We start from the raw sequence: 20,316 nt of genomic DNA on the forward strand, positions 1-20,316 counted from the left end.
GTCGCCGCGTCTTCGGCCACCCTGCCAACCGCTCTCTATAATTGTTTCATGCCCGTCTTCCCGCTCGAACGCTTCCTTTACGTCGTACTGGCCATCGCCATCGGCCTCGTCCTGTGGCAGGGCCTGACCCCGGAAAGCCAACCGGAAGCTACCGCCGTGTCATCCGAGGCGGTGGACTGGGGGCATCAGGCACTACGGCCGCTGGTTGTCGAGGCAAAACCGCCGAGTGAAAAAGCAGGACTCGGTCAGCGCCTCTTCTTCGACCGCCGCCTGTCGCGCAACGACACCGTCTCCTGTGCCAGTTGCCACAATTTCGGCCTGGGCGGCGCCGACCGGCAGCCTGTTTCGCTTGGCATGGACGGTCGAAGCGGGACCATCAACGCCCCCTCGGTCTTCAACACCAGCCTGCATGTCGCCTGATTCTGGGATGGCCGGGCGAACACCCTGCAGGAACAAGCCGCCGGGCCGGTGCATAACCCGGCGGAAATGGATTCCGACTGGGGGGCCGTGGTTGCCAAGCTGAAGGGCGACGCTTTCTACCGTGACACCTTCGCGCGGCTCTACCCGGACGGGATCAGCGGAGCGAACATCGCCGACGCCATTGCCCATTACGAGCGCACCCTGCTCACGCCGAACAGCCGCTTCGACCGCTTCCTGCTCGGTGACAAGGAGGCACTCTCCGCCCTGGAGCGCTCCGGCTACTGGCGCTTCCTCGAACTCGGCTGCGCCAGCTGCCACCAGGGCGTCGGGATCGGCGGGAACATGTTCCAGCGCTTCGGCGTGATGGCCGACTACTTCGCCGGCCGCCCGCCGGGCAAGGCCGATCTCGGCCGCTTCAGCGTCACCGGCCGCGAGGAAGATCGCCATGTCTTCAAGGTCCCGAGCCTACGCAACGTCGCCCTCACCGCCCCCTATTTCCACGACGCGTCGGCCGCGACGCTGGAGGAAGCCGTCACCATCATGGCGCGCTTCCAGCTTGGCCGCGAACTGCCGGCCGAGGATCTGCAGGCGATCACGGCCTTTCTGCGCAGCCTGACCGGTGAATGGGAAGGCAGGCCGCTCGAATGAAATTCTCCATTTCTCCCAACCATCGCCATCTCGACCAGACGCATGGCCAGATCCGCCTGACGCTGCTCGCCGCCATCCTGTGCATCGCCGCCCTGACCTGGGCTTTCCTGCGCTCGGCCGAACTGTCGCCGGCCCAGCACAGCGACTACACCCGGCAACTGCGCGACCTGCGCGAAGTCAATGCGCTGATCGATGGTGAACTACTGGCCAATCGCCTGGAGCTGGTCCGCAACTACGATGCCCTGACCAACCATGTCACCCGCTCGGCGGAACTGATCACGGCAGCCCGCCAGGTTCCCGACTATCTCCCGCCGGGCGCCCGCCAGGCAATCGGCGACCGGCTTGGGCGACTGGGCGATACCCTCGCCCGCAAGGCCGACCTGATCGACCGCTTCAAGCGCGACAATGCCGTATTGCGCAATTCGCAGGCCTATTTTCCGGTCGCTGCGGCCGAATTACTCGATCGCCACTCGCCGCCGATGTCTCCCGTGCTGCATCAAACGGTCGGCCGCTATGTCCGCGAGATGCTGAGCTTCGCCCGCACGCCGAGCGAAGAAGGCGCACTGCGCATCGCCGGCATCGTCAGTCACCTGAGCACCCTGTCGCACGGCAGCGCCGCCGCACCGGAGATCGACAACCTGCTGCGCCACGGTGCGCAGATCACCGCCCGCCTGCTCGATATTGACCGGCTGATGCAGGAAATCGTCAGCCTCGACAGCCGGCAGCAGATGGACGCGCTCTTCCACAGCTACAGCCAGGGCCATGCCGAGGCGACTCTCGAAGCCTCCCGCTTCCGCCGGCTGCTCTACGCCCTCGCTCTCCTGCTCGCCGGCTTCCTGATCTGGCTTTTCGCCCGCCTGGAGCGCATCCGCCGCTCGCTGGCCACCGCCCATGCCGAAGTCAGCGCCCGCTATGCGGCGCAACTGGCCGCCGAGAAGCAGCTCTCCCTGCATGCCACGGTTTTCCACAGCGCCCACGACGGCATCACGCTGACCGACGCCAAGGGCGTCATCCTCGACGTCAACCCGGCCTTCACCCGGATCACCGGCTGGGAACACGACGAAGTGGTCGGCCGCAACCCGCGCATGTTCAAATCCGGCAAGCACGACGAAGCCTTCTATCAGGCCATGTGGCAGACCATCCGCGAAACCGGCAGCTGGCGTGGCGAGATCTGGAATCGCAACAAGCACGGCGAAATCTATCCCGAACTGCTGTCGATTTCCGCCGTGCGCAATCCCGAAGGCGAAATCACCAACTACGTCGCCGTCTTCGCCGACATTCGCCGCATCAAGGCGCAGGAACGCCAGCTCACCCAGCTCGCCTACTACGATGCACTGACCGAACTGCCCAACCGTGTGCTGCTCTCCGACCGCCTGAACCAGGGGATCGCCCAGTCACGGCGCGCCAATTCGGCGATGGCGATCTGCTACCTCGACCTCGATGGTTTCAAGCCGATCAACGATACCTGGGGCCATCAGGTCGGCGACAAGGTACTGATCGAGATCGCCGGCCGCCTGCAGTCCGCGCTACGCGGCGGCGACACGGTCGCCCGCCTGGGCGGCGACGAGTTCGTCCTCCTCCTGCAGGGCATCGACGGCCAGCAGCACCTGACCGAGGCTGCCCGTCGCCTGCTCAGCCTGATCGCCCTACCGCTCACCCAGGCACCTGGCGGGATATGCATTTCGGCCAGCATGGGCATCACGCTGTTCCCGAACGACGAATCCGATCCGGATACCCTGCTCCGCCACGCCGACCAGGCCATGTATCTGGCCAAGGAGGCAGGCAAGAACAATTTCCACATCTTCGACACCGAGCAGGACAAGTTCAAGCGTAGCCGCCAGGACCGTTTCCAGCGCATCGAGCAGGCGCTGGAAAATGGCGAATTCATCCTCCACTTCCAGCCCAAGGTCGATCTACGGGCCGGCGAGGTGGTCGGCGCCGAGGCGCTGATCCGCTGGCAGCATCCGGAACGCGGCCTGTTGCCGCCGGCCGATTTCCTGCCCCTGATCGAGGATGACGACCTGATCAAGGCGGTCGGCGACTGGGTCATCGAATCGACGCTGACGCAGATGGAAGCCTGGCGGCGCGAAGGCTTCATCCTGCCAGTCAGCGTCAATGTCGCCGCCCGCCAGTTGCAATCGCCGGAGTTCGTCGAGAAACTCAAGGCGGCACTCTACGTTCACCCGGATGTGGCCTGCCACCTCGAACTGGAAATCCTCGAAACCGCCGCCCTTGAGGATATCGCCAAGAGCTCGCGGGTGATCGACGAATGCCGGATGCTCGGTATCCGCTTCGCCCTTGACGATTTCGGCACCGGCTACTCGTCGCTGACTTACCTGAAGCGCCTGCCCGCCGAGACGATCAAGATCGACCAGAGCTTCGTGCGTGAAATCGTCAATGACACCCACAGCCTGGTGATCGTGCAGAGCGTTATCGGCCTGGCCCGTTCCTTCCAGCGCGAGGTGGTCGCCGAAGGCCTGGAAACCGTCGAACACGGTCGCCTGCTGCTCCAGCTTGGCTGCGACAAGGCGCAGGGCTACGGCATCGCCCGCCCGATGCTGGGTGATGACTTCGTGGACTGGGCGCGCGCCTGGGGCCCGCCGGAAGAATGGCAGTCCCTGAGCGGAATCGACTGGCACGACGCCGTCTACCCCATGTTGATCGCCGAAACGACGCACCGCAGCTGGGTCGAGTTGCTGTCACAGGCCATTGCCACCGACCAGCCGATTCCGCACCAGCAACTGCACGATGCCCGCTTCTGCCAGTTCGGGCGTTGGTTGGCCAGCGAGGGGGCCAAGAGCCTGCCCCATACCCGGCTACCGGCCTTCCTGGCGATCGACGCCCCGCATCGGCAGGTGCATGCCCTGGCCGAGCGGATCGATCAGCACTGGCGAGCGGGCGACCTGGCGGCGGCGAAAGCCTTGCTCCCCGAACTGTGGGCAGCACGCGATGCGGTATTGAAGGCCTTGCGCGACCTGCAGATTGCGATCAGCACCAACCGTCCGGCGGGCGAATAGCGCGAACGGCTTCAGCTGCCGATGCGCAGACCGCTCTTCTTCAGAATGCGGGTCGAATAGAGGATATCGCTGCCGCGGCAGGCTGCGCCGAGCAGGCCACGGATTTCCGCGGCCTTGGCTGCACATTCGTCGCGCGAGGCGCCGTGCACCATGGCAAACAGGTTGTAGGGCCAGGTCGGCCGAGCCCGCGGCCGGCGGTAGCAGTGGGTGACGAAATCGAGGCCACCGATGCGCGCCCCCAGTTCATCGACCACGGCATCGTCGACGTCCCACACGGTCATGCCGTTCGCCGTCCAGCCGATGGCGTAATGGTTGGGCACCGCACCGATGCGGCGGATCACGCCACTGGCCAGCATGGCCTGCAGGCGGCACATGACCTCCTCGGCCGGGATGCCAAGCTGTTCGGCAATGGCATGGTAAGGCCGCGCGACCAGCGGCAGGCCGCCCTGGGTGGCGACGATCAGGGCGCGGTCGGTGGCGTCGATCATGCCCGGGCCTCCAGCTTCATTTCGACGAAAAACTCCCGTTCCTTCGGGAAGGCATAGACCGGCAGGCCGGTCTCCTGTTCGATGCGGGCGATGGCTTCGGCCATGCCGGCCTTCGTTTCGGTCGCGAGCACAAACCACATGTTCAACGCATGCTCGCGACGATAGTTGTGCGCCACCTGAGGCAGGGCATTGACCATGGCTGTCACCTCGTCATAGCGTACTTCCGGCACGGCGAGCGCGGCCAGTACGAAGGCACCGCCCATTTCCTCGATCTGGAACATCGGCCCGAAACGGGTCAGCACCTTGTCGGCCAACAGTTGTTGCAGGCGGGTGAGCAGTTCATCTTCGCTGATCCCCAGACGGCCGGCTGCTTCGGCATAGGGCCGCTCGCAGATCGGAAAATCGCCTTGCAGGGTGGCCAGGATCTGGCGGTCAAGCGGGCTCAATTCAGGCATAGCGGGCACCGTTCTGCTTAAAGCGGGTCAGCGAAAACAGGATGTCGTGGGCGCAAGCATCCAGGCCGTGCCGCTGCCGCAACGCGGCAATCGTCGCTTCGACCTCGCCGCGTTCGCGGCCGTGGATCATGCAGAACAGGTTGTAGGGCCAATCCGGCAGGCAGCGCGGCCGGCGGTAGCACAGGGTGACGGCGGGCTCCTCGGCCAGGGCGCGGCCGATCTCGCTCACCCGGTCGTCGGGAATGTCATGAACCAGCATGGCATTGGCCCGATAGCCCAGTTCGTGATGACGGACGACGACGCCGAAACGCTTGATCGCGCCCTCCTCCAGCCAGCGGCGGATGCGGGTGAGCACCTCGCCTTCCGAGGTGCCGACCCGCCCGGCGATCAACTGGAAGGGGCGGATGAACATCGGCAGGCCTTCCTGCAGCACGGCAATCAGGCGGCGCTCGATTTCCCCGATCGGCTGGACGGGCGCCACCGGACGGGCCGTCGCTGGCTTCGGGCGGGCCTCGCCATTCAGCGAAAAACCGAGGTCGATGTGGAATTCCTCAAGCAGCGGCAAGGGCATCAGCGGGTAGCCGGCAGCCTGCTCGATGGCACCGAGCGTCGCCTGCAACCGACCTTCGCTGCCTGCCGTGACGACGAACCACAGGTTGTAGCGATGCTCGCGCTCGTAATTGTGGTTCACCTCAGGAAAGCGATTAACGGCTGCCGCCACGGTCGCCAGCTTTTCCGGCGGCACGGCCATCGCCGCCAGCGTCGAGGCGCCAATGCGCTTGGGCGCGAAAACCGCCCCTACCCGGGAGATCTTGCCGTCGCGCCGCAGGTTCTCCAGCCGGCCGAGGACGACCTTCTCGGCGACACCGAGGCGCGAGGCCAGTTCGGCAAACGGCGCCGGGCAGAGCGGGAAATCGCGCTGAAAGTCGTTCAGCAGGTGGAAGTCGAGCGTGTCGTCCATGCCTCAGAAACCGATACGGGCGGCCCGCGACGTGAAGAAGATGCCGGACGGATTGTCAGCCGCGATCTCGCCCAGTTTGGCGAAGGTCTCGGTGTTGTAGATCACCACCTTGTTGTCGTCACGCGCCGACAGCCAGACATTCTCGCCGCGCGGCGCGAATTCCATGTGCAGGATGCCCTTGCCCGGCTCCATCCGATGGACGACCTGGCCGGCCAGGGTGTCGATCACGTCGACCTTGCCGTTGTCGGGAAAAGCAAAATTGACCCAGATCTGCCGCCCGTCCGGCCGCGCCATGACGAAGACCGGCTGACCACGTACCGGGATGCGGCCGACTTCCTTCCAGGTCGCGACATCGACCACCAGCACCTCATGGCGGCCGATCGCCGGCAAATAGGCCTTGCCCTGTGCCACCGACCAGCCGCGCAGGTGCGGCATCTTGAAGACCGGCAGCTTTTCCTCGCCACGGCCATATTTTTCGAGAATCTTGCGGGCGCCCTTCTCCGGCTGCCACAAATCGAGCAGGGCTATACCGTCCTCGCCGAACAGGCCGGCCATGAAATAACGGCCGTCCGGCGTTACCAGACCGTCGTAAGGCTGCAGGCCTGCCGGGAAACGCTGCGTCTTCGGCGCCTTGGGATCGCTGAAATCGGTGATGCGAATCTCGCCGCCTTCGAACAGGGCGTAGGCGAACTTGTTGCCGGCCGTATCGGCCAGGCCGACGACCTTGGAGAACTGGCCCGGCGCATATTCGGCTGGCACTTCGGAAAGCAGTTCCAGCGTTTCGGCATCAAAGGCCTTGATGCCGCCCGGCGTGTAGTTCTGGGCGACAACGATGCGGCCATCCTGCGAGATCGAGCCACCGATGGCGTTACCCGACTGGATCACACGTTTGACGATCCTGGCTTCCAGCAGGTCGATCTTGGTCAGCCCGCCATCACGACCAAAGATGAAGGCGTAACGGCCATCGCGGGTATAGACAGCAGAGGCGTGCGACAAGTCACCGAGGCCGGCGATGCGGGCATACGGCTGACGGGTGCTGGTATTGACCAGCGTGACATGGCCGGTCGCCCGCTCGATGATCAGGCCAAGGTCGCCGGTACCCCGCAGTTGCGGCGTGGCACAGGCATTGAGGAACAGGGCGAACAAACAACTCAGCAGCAGGCGCATCGCGATCTCACTCCGGGAATTTCGTCATCAGTTTATCGACAATCCAGGCCGCTTCGGCTTCGGACATGAATTGTTTCCAGGGCGGCATGGCCGTACCCGGCCGGCCATGATAGACCGTCGCCGCGAGCCCCTCGGCCGGCTTGTCGCGCAGGTTCTCGGGCAACAGGGCCGGCCCGAGGCCACCCTTCAGCGTCATGCCATGACAGGAGCCGCAGTCCTGGCGCACCAGATGAACCAGTTCCTTCTGCCGCTGCGCGTCGGGCTCGGCAGCACAAACCACACCCGACAAGAGGGACAACCCGATTAGCCATTTATTCGCCGACAACGACAACCCCTTTCATTTCCGGATGCGGGCCGCAATGATAGTCGTAACGGCCGGGCTTTTCGAAGCGTCGTTGCCAGCTTTCCAGCGGAAACAGGCGCTCCGACTCGAGACCGCCCTCGGCCGGGAAGACGATCGAATGGCTGGTTCTTTTCTCGTGATTGATCCAGCGTACGCTTTCGCCCGCCTTGATCGTGATTTCGGCCGGCAGGTAGCGGTAACCCTCGATACGGACTTCAGCCACCGGCTCGGCCCAAACCGAAAAAGAAAAGAGCGCCAGCAGGAGCGGCGCCCTTTTCAATGGCAGCCATCCGGACTGCGGTGTGATTCCGGATGGCATGGTTTTTTACTGCTTGGCGGCCTTCACGTCGCCATCGGCACCGAGGCCGATGGTGTGACCGAAGGAAACGTGGTGGAAGCGACCCGCCGCGTTATCGGCGTGGATGGCGATGCCGAACGGCACGGCCTTGCCGGCGGCCAGCACGGCATTGCCGGCCAGCTTGCGGGTGAAGGTCACCGTGTAGGTGTCGCCATTCTTGGCGCCTTCTGCCGTGGCGCCGGCCTTGCCACCGGTCATGTTGCGCTTGTCGGCAACGAAACCGTCCGCCGACTTGCCACCACTCGCCCACTGCATCAGGTCCATGGCGCCGGCCGTGACATACTTGGTCTTGTCCTTGCCCTTCGGCATGCCCTTGGAGTCTTCGTGGCAGGAAGCCCAGCAACCGACCTGGTCACCCATCGGCACCTTGTCGTTCGGGAACATCATGGTGGCCTTGACTTCATTGTCCTTGTCGGAATGGTCGGCACCACCGGCCGGTGCCTTGAAGGTCAGGCGAACGTAAAGGTTGTTGGCGTCGTAGGCCGCCTGCACGGTGACCGGATAGGTCATCGTCTTCGGCGCGCCTTTCGGCTCCAGCTCCTTGCTGGCCAGGCGCTTCAGGTCGAGCGACAGCTTGCCGTCCTCGACGTGGCAACCGGCACACGACTCGCCCTTCTTCAGGCCGCTGGCACCACTGTGCTCACCCTTGCCCTGCACCCACTCGAACGGGGCAGCACCCGGGTGGAAAACATGGATCGTGCTCTTCCCCACCTTGGCCCAGTCAGGCGCAGCAAGGGCAGCCTGCGAACCGAGGGCCATGAAAGCGCCGACAACGGCGAGGGAAACGATTTTATTTGTCATCCTATTCACTCCGCGAAAATGATACGAAACGGCCAGAAGCCTCGAATAAGTTACCGTTTCACATGCTAAGGGGGCTTTCGCCCCCTTAGCCTTGCCAAAAATCAAACAATCAGCAATTGAATATTAGTAGATATCGTGCTGAGTGTTATAGACGTTGAACTTGCCGGTCGGCGTAATCATCTTCGGATCGGTGATCACCTTCTTGACCTTCAGCGTCGCGTCGTCATAGACCACGACAGCAGACTGGTCGGTCTTGCCACCCCACAGAGAGATCCAGACTTCCTTGCCGTCAGCCGAGTATTCCGGATGGACGGCGCGCTTGACGGCCTTGGTCGGCGGCAGGCCGGAGTCCTTGGCGACGTTCAGGACGGCCTTCGGCTTGGACAGGTCAGCCATATCCCACACGGCGACGGACTCAGCCAGATCCTTGTCCGGGTTCTGCGGTGCGTCAGCCCAGAAATGCTTGGACTTCGGATGGGTCTTGACGAACAGGTTGCCCGGCACGTGCTTGATTTCCTGGACGACCTTCCAGTTGTACTCCTTGTACTTGGCGAACTTCTTGTCGTCGGACGGCGTGGAAATCAGGGTCACGACATCGGCACCAAGGTGACCGGTCGCCCAGACCGGACCAAACTTCGGATGCACGAAGTTGGCACCACGACCCGGGTGCGGGATCTTGGCGACATCGACCAGCGCGGCCAGCTTGCCGGTCTTGGTGTCGACCGCAGCGATCTTGTTGGAGGCGTTGGCCGCCACCAGGAAGTAACGCTTGGAAGCATCCCAGCCACCGTCATGCAGGAACTTGGCGGAAGCGATGGTGGTGGTCTTCAGGTTTTCGATGTCGGAGTAATCGACCAGCAGGATCTGGCCGGTTTCCTTGATGTTGACCACCCATTCCGGCTTGATGAACGAAGCGACGATGGAGGCAACGCGCGGTTCCGGATGGTATTCGCCATCGACGGTCATGCCACGGGTGGAAACGACCTTGCGCGGCTTCAGGGTGTCGCCGTCCATGATCACGTACTGGGGCGGCCAGTAGGAGCCAGCGATGGCGTACTTGTCTTCGAAGCCCTTGAACTTGGAGGTATCGACCGAGCGGGCGTCGAAGCCAATCTTGACTTCAGCCACGACAGCCGGTTTTTCCATCCACAGGTCGATCAGGCTCAGGCGACCGTCGCGACCGATAACGTAGACATAGCGGCCGGAAGCGGACAGGCGGGAAATGTGAACAGCATAGCCGGTCTTGACGATGGAACGGATTTCCTTGGTATCGCCGTCGATCAGGGCCACTTCACCGGTATCACGCAGGGTGACCGAGAAGATGTTGTTCAAGTTGAAGTTGTTCATCTGCTTCTTCGGACGCTGGTCAACCGGAACGATGACCTTCCAGGAATCCAGGGTTTCCTTGAAGCTGTACTCAGGCGGCACATCCGGGGTGTTCTGGATGTAGCGGGCCATCAGGTTGATTTCTTCCTTGGTCAGGATGTCGTCGAAGTTCACCATGCCACCGTCGGTGCCGTAGCCGATGATCTTTTCCAGACGCTGCTGACCGAGCTTCAGCGTACCGCCTTCGGTGACGTTGCCGTCCTTGTCCTTCTTGCTCCAGTGCGGCTCCAGGTTCTTGCCCGTGGCGCCCTTGCGCAGCACGCCGTGGCAACCGGCGCAACGCTCGAAGTAGATTTTTTTGGCCTGTTCCTTTTCGGCAGCGGTCATCGCCGGTGCCGGCTTGGCTTCGTCAGCGAAAGCCGAACCCATGGCGGCCGCCATGGCAGTCAATGCAAGCATCCCCACAAAAGATTTCTTCATCTTTCCTCTCCTAGAAAAAAATTGGTCGCGCCTAAGCCCCCAACGCGATAGACGATAGGTTGCGCTTCAAACAACACACCATCTTTGATGCCCATCAAGATTTCCAAGGCATCAGAAAATGTTGATATTCAACAATTTCAACCAAATGACTAGTTCAACACCGCTTTTGTACTATCCACCTTAAAATTCCTTGACACGCACTATTGGCAGCCGCGGCGAGGGGCATTAGGATGGCCGCCCAAAGGCAAAGGGAAACAATGAACACTCCATCGAAACTTCAAGGTGGCAAGGTCTGGCTGGTTGGCGCCGGCCCCGGCGACCCCGAACTTCTGACGCTGAAGGCAGCACGCCTGATTTCTCAGGCCGACGCCATCGTGTATGACCATCTGGTCGGCAACGGCATCATGGACCTGGCCCGCGGCGACGCGCGGATCGTCTACGCAGGCAAGGAATCCTCGAAACACACCATGCCGCAGGAGGACATCAACCAGCTACTGGTCGAACTCGCTCGCGAGGGCCTGTCCGTCGTCCGCCTGAAGGGCGGCGACCCCTTCATCTTCGGGCGCGGCGGCGAGGAACTCGAAACACTGGCGGCCTCCGGCATTCCTTTCGAAGTCGTGCCGGGTGTCACGGCAGCCGCCGGTTGCGGCGCCTATTCCGGCTTTCCGCTCACCCACCGCGAACACGCCCAGGCCGTCACCTTCGTCACCGGCCACCTCAAGGACGACACCGTGAACCTGGACTGGCCCGCCCTGGCGCGCCCCTGCCACACCGTCGTCTTCTACATGGGCATCGGTGCGGCGCGCGAAATCTGCCGCCAGATGATCGATCATGGCCTGCCATCGACGACGCCCGCCGCCGTCGTGCGCAACGGCACGCAAGCCGACCAGCGCACCCTGCTCGCCACGCTCGGCACACTGCCCCAGCGGATCGAGGAATCGGGCATCAAGCCGCCGGCCCTGATCATCGTCGGCAGCGTCGTCAGCCTGCACGAGAAACTGAGCTGGTTCGAGAAGCAATGAGGTATTTCTGCCTGCTCGCCGCACTCTTCGCGCTGCCGGCCCACGCCTATACGCCGGGCGAACTGCGCGGCGACTGCCAGGCAGCGGAAGAGCTGTACGCCAACCAGAAAAACAGCGACCCCTTCCAGTCGATTCGCAGCGCGCGCTGTATCGCCTACGTCGCCGGCTTCGCCGATGGCTACGCGGTGAGCGACTACCTTGCCGGCCAGGTCGGCATGAAGCTCAATGCCTTCTGCTTGCCGAACGACCCGGATCTGTCCCGGCGCCTGGTGCGCGCCGTGACCATCCACGTCGAACGCGTACCGCCGAATACGACGATGAGTACCGCGACACTGGTTGCCGGTGCGCTGGCCAAGGCCTTCCCCTGCACGGAATCGCTTGAACCGAAGAAGTGATTCAGGGATAATCCGGCCTCCACTCGCCCCGGTGGCGGAATCGGTAGACGCAGCGGATTCAAAATCCGCCGCCGAAAGGTGTGCCAGTTCGAGTCTGGCCCGGGGCACCAGTTACGACAAATCGGCTTTCCTGCGGGAAAGCCGTTTTTGTTTGCCGATTGGCCAGGAGCCTGCCCCATGTCGCTGACCGTCGACGACTTCGATTTCGACCTCCCCCCTGAATTGATCGCCCAGCACCCTGCGCCCGAGCGCGGTGGCAGCCGCCTGCTGCATGTCCACGGCATGCGGCACGACGACCTGCGCTTTGCCGACCTGCCCGGCTTGCTGAAAGCGGGCGACCTGCTCGTCTTCAACGACACCAAGGTGATCAAGGCGCGCTTTTTCGGCCGCAAGGAAACCGGCGGCCAGGTCGAGATCATGCTCGAACGCATCGTCGACGCGACGCAGGCCATTTGCCAGATCCGCGCCAGCAAGGCGCCCAAGCCGGGCAGCCGGTTGATCCTGGCCGACGCTTTCACGGTCACGATGAGCGGCCGGGCCGGCGCCGACGGCGACTTCTTCGTGCTCGAACTGGCCGAGGGCGGGGACTTCTGGGAACTGGCCGAACGCTACGGCAAGCTGCCGCTGCCCCCCTACATCGCGCACCCCGCCGAGGACGCCGACGAAACCCGCTACCAGACGGTCTATGCCCGCCAGCCGGGTGCCGTGGCGGCACCGACGGCGGGCCTGCATTTCGACGACGCGATGCTCGACACGCTGCGCCGACAGGGCATCGCGACCGCCTTCCTGACCCTGCATGTCGGCGCCGGCACCTACCGCCCGATGCGTGTCGAAAAAATCGTCGACCACCGCATGCACAGCGAACGTTTCGAGATTCCGCAAGCGACCGCCGAGGCGATCGCCGCAACGCGTGCCGCTGGCGGCCGGGTGATCGCCGTCGGCACGACCAGCCTGCGCGCCCTCGAATCGGCAGCGGCGGCAAACGGCATGGTGCGGGTCGGCGGCGCCGAGACGGATATCTTCATCACGCCCGGCTACCGCTTCCAGGTCGTCGACCGGCTGATCACCAATTTCCACCTGCCGAAATCGACGCTGCTCATGCTGGTCTCGGCCTTCGCCGGCTACGACGCCATCCGCGCCGCCTACGCCCATGCCGTCGCCGAGCGCTATCGCTTCTTCAGCTACGGCGACGCGATGCTGCTCGAGCCGGCTCAGGAATAACGCTTGAAGATGGCCGCCCCACCGTTGCGGGCAATCAGCAGGACGTTATAGGGATCACGCCGGCCACCGTAGGCCGGGCCATCCATCCCCGGCGAGCCAACCGGCATCCCGGGCACCGCCAGGCCAAGAGCCTGCGGCCTTTCGGCCAGCAGGCGGCGAATATCGGCGGCCGGCACATGCCCTTCGATGACATAGCCGCCGACCCGTGCCGTGTGGCAGGAAGCATAGGCCTCCGGCATACCGAGGCGGCGACGGGCCACGTCGTTGCCCTCCTCGAAGGTACGAACCGTAAAACCAGCCGCTTCGAGATGGGCGATCCAGTCGTGGCAGCAACCGCACTGCGGATCCTTCCACACCTCGATCAGGGTTCCTGCCGGCTTGGCCAGCGCCGGCCAGGCGGCGGCCAGCAGCGTAGCGCCGATCAGCCGGCGGCGGTGTATCGCGATATCACGCATGATCTTCTCCCCGGCCATCACGGCGCAACGGCGCGAGCCTGCAAGGTCTTCTGCACCAGGCCGTCGACCTGGAGCAGCAGCTTGGCCCCCGCCGTCAGGCTACCCTGGCCCTCCAGCCGATTACCCCCGGCGGGTTGCAGGCGGATCTCCTGCTTGGCCGTTCCGGCCAACACGGTCAGCTTGCCGCGGGCCGCCGCCGTGTCGAGGGGCTGGCCATGGTTGGTGGCATGAACGACCACCTTGCCGCCCTGGCCGACGATTTCAAACTGCGCCTCGCCGGCCTCGGCGACGATGCCGCCGAACTGCGGCTTGCCGTGATCAGCATGGCTCCAGGCGGGCAACGCCGGGGCGGCGAGAGCAGCCGCGAAAAGGGTCAGAATGAGCGATTTTTTCATGAGGTTTCTCCAGACAGGTTGAATCAGAAGGTTTCATCGCCGCTACGGGCAGCGATGCGTTCGGCCGCTTGCCGGCCAAAAAGCCAGAACAGCGCCGGGGTGACGAAGGTATCGAGCAAGGTGGCGCTGATCAGACCGGAAAAAATCACCACGGCCACCGGATGCAGGATTTCCGTACCCGGCTGCTCGGCCTCGAACAACAGCGGCGCCAGCGCAAAGGCGGCGACCAGCGCGGTCATCAGCACCGGCGTCAGGCGCTCCAGCGAACCGCGGACGATCATCGGCACGCCGAAGACCTCGCCCTCCTGGCGCATCAGGTTGAGGTAGTGGCTGATCTTCAGGATGCCGTTGCGCGTCGCGATGCCGGCCAGCGTGATGAAGCCGATCAGCGCCGCGACCGACAGTGGCTGGCCGGACAGCCACAGGCCGAGCACGCTGCCGACCAGGGCCAGCGGCACGTTGGCCATGATCAAACCGGCCAGCAGCGCCGAACGGTAACGGCTGTAGAGCACCATGAAGATGAGCAGCGCCGAGCCGATGGCGAGCAGTCCGATCAGCCGCGCCGCTTCCTCCTGCGCCTGGAACTGCCCGCCCAGGGTGATGAAGTAGCCCTCGGGCAGCGGGAAGGCGGCGGTTGCCTGGCGCAGATCGGCGACCACGTCGGACAGCGCCCGCCCCTGCACGTTGGCCGAAATGACGATACGTCGCCGCCCTTCGTCACGCGTGATCTGGTTCGGCCCATCGGCATCCTCGATGCTGGCCAGCTTGGACAGCGGGATGCGCCCGCCCGGCGTTTCGATCAGCAGGCCGGCCAGCCCTTCCAGCGAACGGGCGGGTTCCGGCAGACGGACGACGAGGTCGAAACGGCGGTTGCCCTCGACGATCTGCGTCACCTTCTCGCCATCGACCAGGGTTTGCAGGCTGCGGGTGAGTTGGGCGGTCGACACGCCATGGCGGGCGGCGGCATCGAAGTCGATGCGAACCTTGATCTGCGGTGCCAGCACCTGCTTCTCGATCTCCAGGTCGGCCAGGCCGGGCACCTGCGCCAGCCGTTCGCGCAGCAGGCCGGCCTGGGCGCGCAGGGTGTCGAGATCCTCGCCGAAGACGCGGATGGCGATCTGCGCCCGCACGCCGGACAGCATGTGGTCAATGCGGTGGGCAATCGGCTGCCCGAGGCTGAGGCTGGCCGGCAGATCCTTCAGGCGTTGCCGGATGTCGGCATAAACCGCCTCCTTCGGCCGGCCACCGGGATGGAGCGTGATCTCGAACTCGGTGACATGGACGCCTTCGGCATGCTCGTCCAGCTCGGCCCGGCCGGTACGGCGGCCCATGTGGGCGATTTCGGGCAGGCCGCGCAGGGCCTGCTCGGCAGCCCCGGCGATGCGGATCGACTCGGACAAGGTCGCCCCGGGATTGAGGCGCAGCCCCAGGGTGATCGAGCCCTCGTTGAACGGTGGCAGGAAGGTGGTCGGGAAAAACGGCACGGCCGCAGCCGCAAGCAGGACGGCACCGGCCGCCAGCGCGACCGGGCCGCGCGGTGCGGCCAGAACACCCGCCAGCGCCCGACGATAATGCCGCTTCAACCAGACGACCAGCCGGGTTTCGTCCTGCTCGCGAGCGACCAGCGCCGGCAGCAGGTAGGAAGCCAGCACCGGGGTCACCAGCACCGATACCGCCAGCGAGGCCAGGATAGCGACGATGTAGGCGACGCCGAGCGGCACGAACAGCCGCCCCTCGATGCCGGGCAACGCGAACAGCGGCACGAAGACGAGGGCGATGATCAGCGTCGCGTAGACGATGGCGGTACGCACCTCCAGCGAGGCGGCGATGACCGTCTGGCGCACTGACCAGGCTTCGCCGCGGGCGGCCTTTTCCTTCATGCGGCGCAGGATGTTCTCGACATCGACCACCGCGTCGTCGACCAGCTCGCCGATGGCGATGGCCAGGCCGCCCAGCGTCATGGTGTTGATCGACAGGCCCAGCCACTTGAAGACCAGGATGGCGGTCAGGATGGAGAGCGGAATGGCGGTCAGCGAGATCAGCATCGTCCGCAGGTTGCCAAGGAAGAAGAAGAGCACGCCGGCCACCAGGCAGGCGGCGAGCAGCAGCTTGGCCTGCAGATTGCCCAGCGAGGCCTCGATGAAGTCGGCCTGGCGGAAGATGACCTGCGGCGCGCTCATGCCGGCCGGCACGCTGCCCTTCAGATCGGCCAGCGCCGCTTCCAGGCGGCGGGTGAGATCCACCGTGTCGGCCGTCGGCTGCTTCTGGATGCTCAGGATGACCGCCGGGCTGGCCTGCCGGCCATCGTCGTAGCCACCGTCACCCCGCTTGATCGCCGCCCCGAAACCGACCTCGGCCACCTGGCGCAGCAGGATGGGCTGGCTGCCACTGAACGTCTCGCGGGCGGTCAGCGCCAGGTTTTTCAGATCATCGAGGCGGGCGCTGCGGCCCAGGTGGCGGATCAGGTATTCCCGCCCGTTGAGTTCGAGGAAGCCGCCCGAGGTATTGGCCGCGAAACCGCGCAGCGCATTCTCGATCTGGTCGAGCGTGATGCCGAGATCAGCCATGCGCCGGGTATCCGGCTGCACCTGGAACTGCCGCACCTCGCCCCCAATCGGAATGACCTGCGACACGCCGGCAATGGCCATCAGGCGCGGCCGCAGCACCCAGTCGGCGTACTCGCGCGCCGCCTTGGGGTCGGCCGCCTCACCGCGGATGGGGATGGCGACCAGCATGATCTCGCCCATGATCGACGACACCGGCCCCATGCGCGGCACGGCACCGGGCGGCAAGCCAGCCTCCAGGGCGGTCAGGCGCTCGCTGACCATCTGCCGTGCGCGGTAGACGTCCACCTGCCAGTCGAAGGTCAGGTAAACGATGGACAGGCCGGCGCTGGAGATCGAGCGCACGTTGGCGATGCCGGGCAGGCCGCTCATCGCCGTTTCGAGCGGGAAGCTCAGCAACTGCTCGACTTCCTCGGGCGCCATGCCGCCGGCTTCGGTCATCACCGTCACCGTCGGCTTGTTGAGATCGGGGAAGACATCGACCGGCAGGCGCGTCGCCTGCAAGCCCCCCCAGAGCATCAGCACGCCGGCAGCGACCAGCACGAACAGGCGACTGCCCAGGCTTTTTTCGACAAGCCACTGGAACATGGCGGGCTCCTATCGAATCTGGGCGAGCAGGCTGGCGCCCTGCACCACCACCCGCTCACCGGCTTGCAGACCGCCGGTCACCAGCACGCGCACGCCATCCAGCGGCTCGCTGCGCACCACGCGCGCCGTGAAACGCTCGGGCGCCGTCTTGACCCAGACAACGACCTGGTTTGCCGTATTGCGTGTCAACGCCGAGGCCGGCACGGGCAAGCCCTGGACAGTCGACTTAAGGCGCACCTGCACCTTGACCGGCTGGCCGAGCGGTAAGGTGAGGCCGGCACCGGCCGCATGGTTTTCGAAAATCAGCGGCAAGGCCTGTTCCCGCAGGCGGCGCGGCGCCCCGACGTAACTCAGCGGCACCGCCTGGTCGCCGACCGCCACCGTCGCCGACGCGATCTGGTCGAGCGGAATGGGGTCGAAGGCGGTAGCTTCAATATGCAGGCTGTCCGGGTCGATGACCTCGAAGATCAATTCCTTCGGTTCGACCACCTGGCCGACCATGGCATTGCTCGCCGCCAGCACGCCGCCGACCGGCGCAACCAGCGCCTCACGCCCCGACAGACCACCGCCAACTGCACCCAGCCGGCCCTTCAGGCTGGCCACTTCGCTCTCGGCGGCATCGATATCCTTCTTTGGCACCGTATCGGCCAGTTCGCGCAGACGGTTCAGGCGTTTCTCGGCCAGGCCGAGGCTGGCCTTCAGCTCGGCCAGCAGCGCGGCCTGGTTGGCCCGTTCGATGGCACCGGAGGCCGGCACCACCCAGGCCAGGACGTCGCCCTTCTTCACCTTGCTGCCCGCCGCCGGCAGGCCATGCACCCCGGCCGGCTCGATGCGCCCGGGAATCATCGCCTGCACCCGGCCGCCGAGATGCGGGTCCATGATCACCCGGCCCGGCAATTCGAGGGATTTCGGCAGGCTCTCCACCGCGACGCGTCGGGTCAGGACAGCCATGCCGCGCTGCGCCGACTTGGGCACGAATACCGTGCCGTCCGGCAGGCGTTGCGCCTGGTTGCCCGGCACGACGAAGGATGGCTTTTCATCGCCATGGTCGTGTCCTTCGTGGGCGAAGACCGGGCCGAGCGCGACGCCGCACAGGCCCATCATCAACAGGGTGCGCTTCATGCCCGGCCTCCTTTCACCTTGCGCCGCCATAGCCAGAACAGGCCACCCAAGCCGGCAAGCGCCCCGGCGACGCCGACGGGCAGCACAGCGACCGAGCCGGCCGGTTGGTCAGTTGCGGTATCGACATGCAGTTCGGCGCTGAGCAGGTCGCTCTCCTCGCCGGCCATCAGGGTCAGGGCCAGCATGTGTTCGCCCGGCTGGCGCAGAGGGGCCAGCCAGGCAGCATCATTGATCAGGTAATCACCGCGCTCCGGCCGGAAGACGGCGGGAACGGCCTGGCCGTTGGCCTCCACTTCCAGCCGGGCGGCCAGTACCGGTGCATTGCTGTCGGCCCGGTCGATGTACCAGGAGAGACCCTCGGCCTCCAGACGGCCGACTGCCTCGAAACTCTCGCTTTCGGCGACGGCAACCGGCATCGGCTGCGGCGCGGCGCCGGCCAGGCTGGCGACGAGCAGCCCGGCGAGGGCGAAAGGATGGGGGGAGTGATGCTTCATGTCGGTTTTCCTCATTCCGGCAACAGGCCGAGCGCCTGGCGCAGTTGCGAGATGCCGAAGGCCAGCGCCAGACGCGCCCGGCCCAGGGCCTTGTCCGCCTCGACGGCCTCGGCCTCGATGCGCAGGCGGGTCGGCAGGTCGCTTTCGCCGAGGCGAAAGGATTTTTCGTAAAAGCCGCGGTTGTCGCGGGCCAGTTGTGCCCGCTCCTCGGCAGCTGCCAGTTGCAGGCGGGCTGCTGCCACCTGCAGGCGGAAGGCGGCGGCAGCGCGTTCAATGCGCTCCCGCTCGCGTTCCCGGCCGATTTCCGCTTCGATGGCTTCGGCATTGGCCGTGGCGACGCGCGCGTCATGGCGTGCCCCGCCCCCGAAGGGCAGGCGCAGCGACAACGCCTAGCAGGCTGCTGAAATACTTCCGCATCCTGTCGACGAAACAGCGGGTTTGATTGTTATAGAGATTCACCGAGATTACCGAGAGCACAAAGCGGATCATGCGCGGAGCCGACACCTTCACCGAGAGTTTGTTTACGATGCGTCGCCTGGACGACTTTGTGCCGGCGCAGCACCCGTTGCGGCCGATCCGGGCGATGGTGAACCTGGCGCTCAAGGATATCGAGCCCCTGCTCAGCGGCATGTATGCCGCCGACGTCAAAGGCGGTCGCCCCAGCATTGCCCCGGAGAAACTCCTGCGTGCCATGCTGCTGCAAATCTTCTACAGCATTCGCTCGGAACGGCAATTGATGGAGCAGACCCAGTACAACCTGCTCTTTCGCTGGTTCATCGGCCTATCGATGGACGATGCAGTCTGGGTGCCCACCGTCTTCACCAAGAATCGCGAACGCCTGATTGCCCACGATGCCGTGATCGAACTCTTCAATGCGGTACTGGCCATTGCCGAGAAGCAGAACTGGCTATCAGGCGAACATTTCAGTATCGACGGCACGCTCATCCAGGCTTGGGCGGGACACAAGAGTTTCCTGCGCAAAGACGGCGGAGATGATGAAGGCGGCGGCAATTTCAAGGGCCAGTCACGCAGCAATGACACCCACGCCTCGCGTACCGACCCGGATGCCCGACTGTACCGCAAGGGCAATACCGCCAGTGAGTTGCGCTACATGGGACACACCTTGAGCGACAACCGCCACGGACTCATTGCCAGTGCGGTCGTGACCACGGCCGATGGCTATGCCGAGCGGGAAGTTGCCAAGGCCCTGATCGCCGATGCCCGCCAAGTCGCCGGCGAAACGGCTGAAATCACCCTTGGCGCGGACAAGGGCTACGATGCCCAGGAATTCATTGCGGCACTCATCGAACTGAATGTCATTCCCCATGTGGCGCAGAACACCAGCCATCGCCGTTCTGCCGTGCCGGACGACATTGCCGGCAGTGACGGTTACGCGATCTCCCAGCAAAAGCGCAAACTCATCGAACAGGGATTCGGCTGGGCCAAGTTCATTGGGCCGATACGCCAGGTGATGGTGCGCGGACTGGAGAAGGTCGATCAGTTGTTCGTGCTGACCATGGCCGCCTACAACCTGACGCGCATGCGCTCCTTGGGAGCAATCCGTCCGCTGGGGGCAATATGATAGGAAAACACCTC

Annotated in this window: 19 protein-coding genes, 1 tRNA gene and 1 pseudogene; 7 read left to right on the forward strand and 14 right to left on the reverse strand. The window is 64.7% G+C overall.

The window, feature by feature from the left end:
* The first annotated feature begins 48 nt into the window (after positions 1-48).
* A pseudogene (locus tag K420_RS21140) lies at positions 49-1,068 on the forward strand (cytochrome-c peroxidase).
* Positions 1,065-4,085 carry an EAL domain-containing protein gene (locus tag K420_RS19455; RefSeq protein WP_051453232.1) on the forward strand — a complete coding sequence of 1,007 codons (3,021 nt, stop codon included), beginning with the start codon at positions 1,065-1,067 and terminating at the stop codon, positions 4,083-4,085. The pseudogene K420_RS21140 and the gene K420_RS19455 overlap by 4 nt, the downstream one beginning before the upstream one ends.
* An 11-nt stretch (positions 4,086-4,096) precedes the next feature.
* Here K420_RS19455 and ahbB (K420_RS0117430) read toward each other — a convergent pair whose 3' ends face one another.
* The 8 genes from ahbB (K420_RS0117430) to K420_RS0117465 form a co-directional block, all read right to left on the reverse strand.
* On the reverse strand, positions 4,097-4,573 hold the full coding sequence (gene ahbB, locus K420_RS0117430; protein WP_027459180.1) for a siroheme decarboxylase subunit beta: 477 nt from the start codon (positions 4,571-4,573) through the stop codon (positions 4,097-4,099).
* On the reverse strand, positions 4,570-5,028 hold the full coding sequence (locus K420_RS0117435) for an Lrp/AsnC family transcriptional regulator (RefSeq protein WP_027459181.1): 459 nt from the start codon (positions 5,026-5,028) through the stop codon (positions 4,570-4,572). Before K420_RS0117435 ends, ahbB (K420_RS0117430) begins: the two co-directional genes overlap by 4 nt.
* Entirely contained in the window at positions 5,021-5,989 is a 969-nt protein-coding gene (ahbB, locus tag K420_RS0117440; RefSeq protein ID WP_027459182.1) for a siroheme decarboxylase subunit beta, read from the reverse strand. Before ahbB (K420_RS0117440) ends, K420_RS0117435 begins: the two co-directional genes overlap by 8 nt.
* A 3-nt stretch (positions 5,990-5,992) precedes the next feature.
* Positions 5,993-7,156: a cytochrome D1 domain-containing protein gene (locus K420_RS0117445; protein WP_051453233.1), complete on the reverse strand. Its 1,164-nt coding sequence runs from the start codon at positions 7,154-7,156 to the stop codon at positions 5,993-5,995.
* 7 nt (positions 7,157-7,163) lie between these two features.
* Positions 7,164-7,460 carry a c-type cytochrome gene (locus K420_RS0117450; protein ID WP_027459184.1) on the reverse strand — a complete coding sequence of 99 codons (297 nt, stop codon included), beginning with the start codon at positions 7,458-7,460 and terminating at the stop codon, positions 7,164-7,166.
* A 7-nt stretch (positions 7,461-7,467) separates the two neighbouring features.
* A complete protein-coding gene (locus K420_RS0117455) occupies positions 7,468-7,722 on the reverse strand; it encodes a plastocyanin/azurin family copper-binding protein (RefSeq protein WP_232422808.1) in 255 nt (84 codons plus the stop codon).
* Positions 7,723-7,824: 102 nt separating this feature from the next.
* Complete coding sequence (locus tag K420_RS0117460) at positions 7,825-8,658, reverse strand: ethylbenzene dehydrogenase-related protein (protein ID WP_027459186.1); 834 nt, start codon at positions 8,656-8,658, stop codon at positions 7,825-7,827.
* Between the two features lie 123 nt (positions 8,659-8,781).
* A complete protein-coding gene (locus K420_RS0117465) occupies positions 8,782-10,464 on the reverse strand; it encodes a cytochrome D1 domain-containing protein (RefSeq protein WP_027459187.1) in 1,683 nt (560 codons plus the stop codon).
* Between the two features lie 257 nt (positions 10,465-10,721).
* Between K420_RS0117465 and cobA the strand changes: the two genes are divergently transcribed.
* The 4 genes from cobA (at position 10,722) to queA (ending at position 13,102) form a co-directional block, all read left to right on the forward strand.
* On the forward strand, positions 10,722-11,486 hold the full coding sequence (gene cobA, locus K420_RS0117470) for a uroporphyrinogen-III C-methyltransferase (RefSeq protein ID WP_027459188.1): 765 nt from the start codon (positions 10,722-10,724) through the stop codon (positions 11,484-11,486).
* Complete coding sequence (locus tag K420_RS0117475; RefSeq protein ID WP_027459189.1) at positions 11,483-11,881, forward strand: Rap1a/Tai family immunity protein; 399 nt, start codon at positions 11,483-11,485, stop codon at positions 11,879-11,881. Before cobA ends, K420_RS0117475 begins: the two co-directional genes overlap by 4 nt.
* A 25-nt stretch (positions 11,882-11,906) precedes the next feature.
* Positions 11,907-11,991: transfer RNA gene (locus tag K420_RS0117480), tRNA-Leu, on the forward strand.
* Positions 11,992-12,058: 67 nt separating this feature from the next.
* Positions 12,059-13,102 carry a tRNA preQ1(34) S-adenosylmethionine ribosyltransferase-isomerase QueA gene (gene queA, locus K420_RS0117485; protein ID WP_027459190.1) on the forward strand — a complete coding sequence of 348 codons (1,044 nt, stop codon included), beginning with the start codon at positions 12,059-12,061 and terminating at the stop codon, positions 13,100-13,102.
* On the opposite strand, the gene K420_RS0117490 is transcribed toward queA, so the two are convergent.
* From K420_RS0117490 to K420_RS0117515, 6 genes are read right to left on the reverse strand one after another with little or no spacing between them, the layout of a single operon-like run.
* Positions 13,093-13,557, reverse strand: a complete 465-nt coding sequence (locus K420_RS0117490) for a DUF411 domain-containing protein (RefSeq protein WP_027459191.1) — start codon at positions 13,555-13,557, stop codon at positions 13,093-13,095. The two genes, queA and K420_RS0117490, sit on opposite strands and share 10 nt — an antisense overlap.
* Positions 13,558-13,574: 17 nt before the next feature.
* Complete coding sequence (locus K420_RS0117495) at positions 13,575-13,952, reverse strand: hypothetical protein (protein WP_027459192.1); 378 nt, start codon at positions 13,950-13,952, stop codon at positions 13,575-13,577.
* 23 nt (positions 13,953-13,975) lie between these two features.
* Positions 13,976-17,104, reverse strand: a complete 3,129-nt coding sequence (locus K420_RS0117500; RefSeq protein WP_027459193.1) for an efflux RND transporter permease subunit — start codon at positions 17,102-17,104, stop codon at positions 13,976-13,978.
* A gap of 9 nt (positions 17,105-17,113) precedes the next feature.
* The gene (locus K420_RS0117505) at positions 17,114-18,226 is read right to left on the reverse strand and encodes an efflux RND transporter periplasmic adaptor subunit (RefSeq protein ID WP_027459194.1); all 1,113 of its coding nucleotides are present in this window, start codon (positions 18,224-18,226) and stop codon (positions 17,114-17,116) included.
* Positions 18,223-18,720 carry a hypothetical protein gene (locus K420_RS19910; RefSeq protein WP_051453235.1) on the reverse strand — a complete coding sequence of 166 codons (498 nt, stop codon included), beginning with the start codon at positions 18,718-18,720 and terminating at the stop codon, positions 18,223-18,225. Before K420_RS19910 ends, K420_RS0117505 begins: the two co-directional genes overlap by 4 nt.
* Before the next feature lie 11 nt (positions 18,721-18,731).
* Positions 18,732-19,106 carry a TolC family protein gene (locus K420_RS0117515; RefSeq protein ID WP_027459195.1) on the reverse strand — a complete coding sequence of 125 codons (375 nt, stop codon included), beginning with the start codon at positions 19,104-19,106 and terminating at the stop codon, positions 18,732-18,734.
* Between the two features lie 101 nt (positions 19,107-19,207).
* On the opposite strand from K420_RS0117515, the gene K420_RS0117520 reads away from it, so the two are divergent.
* A complete protein-coding gene (locus K420_RS0117520; protein ID WP_027458967.1) occupies positions 19,208-20,302 on the forward strand; it encodes an IS5 family transposase in 1,095 nt (364 codons plus the stop codon).
* Positions 20,303-20,316 lie beyond the last annotated feature (14 nt).

The organism is Dechloromonas agitata is5 (genome assembly GCF_000519045.1).
GTDB lineage: Bacteria > Pseudomonadota > Gammaproteobacteria > Burkholderiales > Rhodocyclaceae > Azonexus > Azonexus agitatus.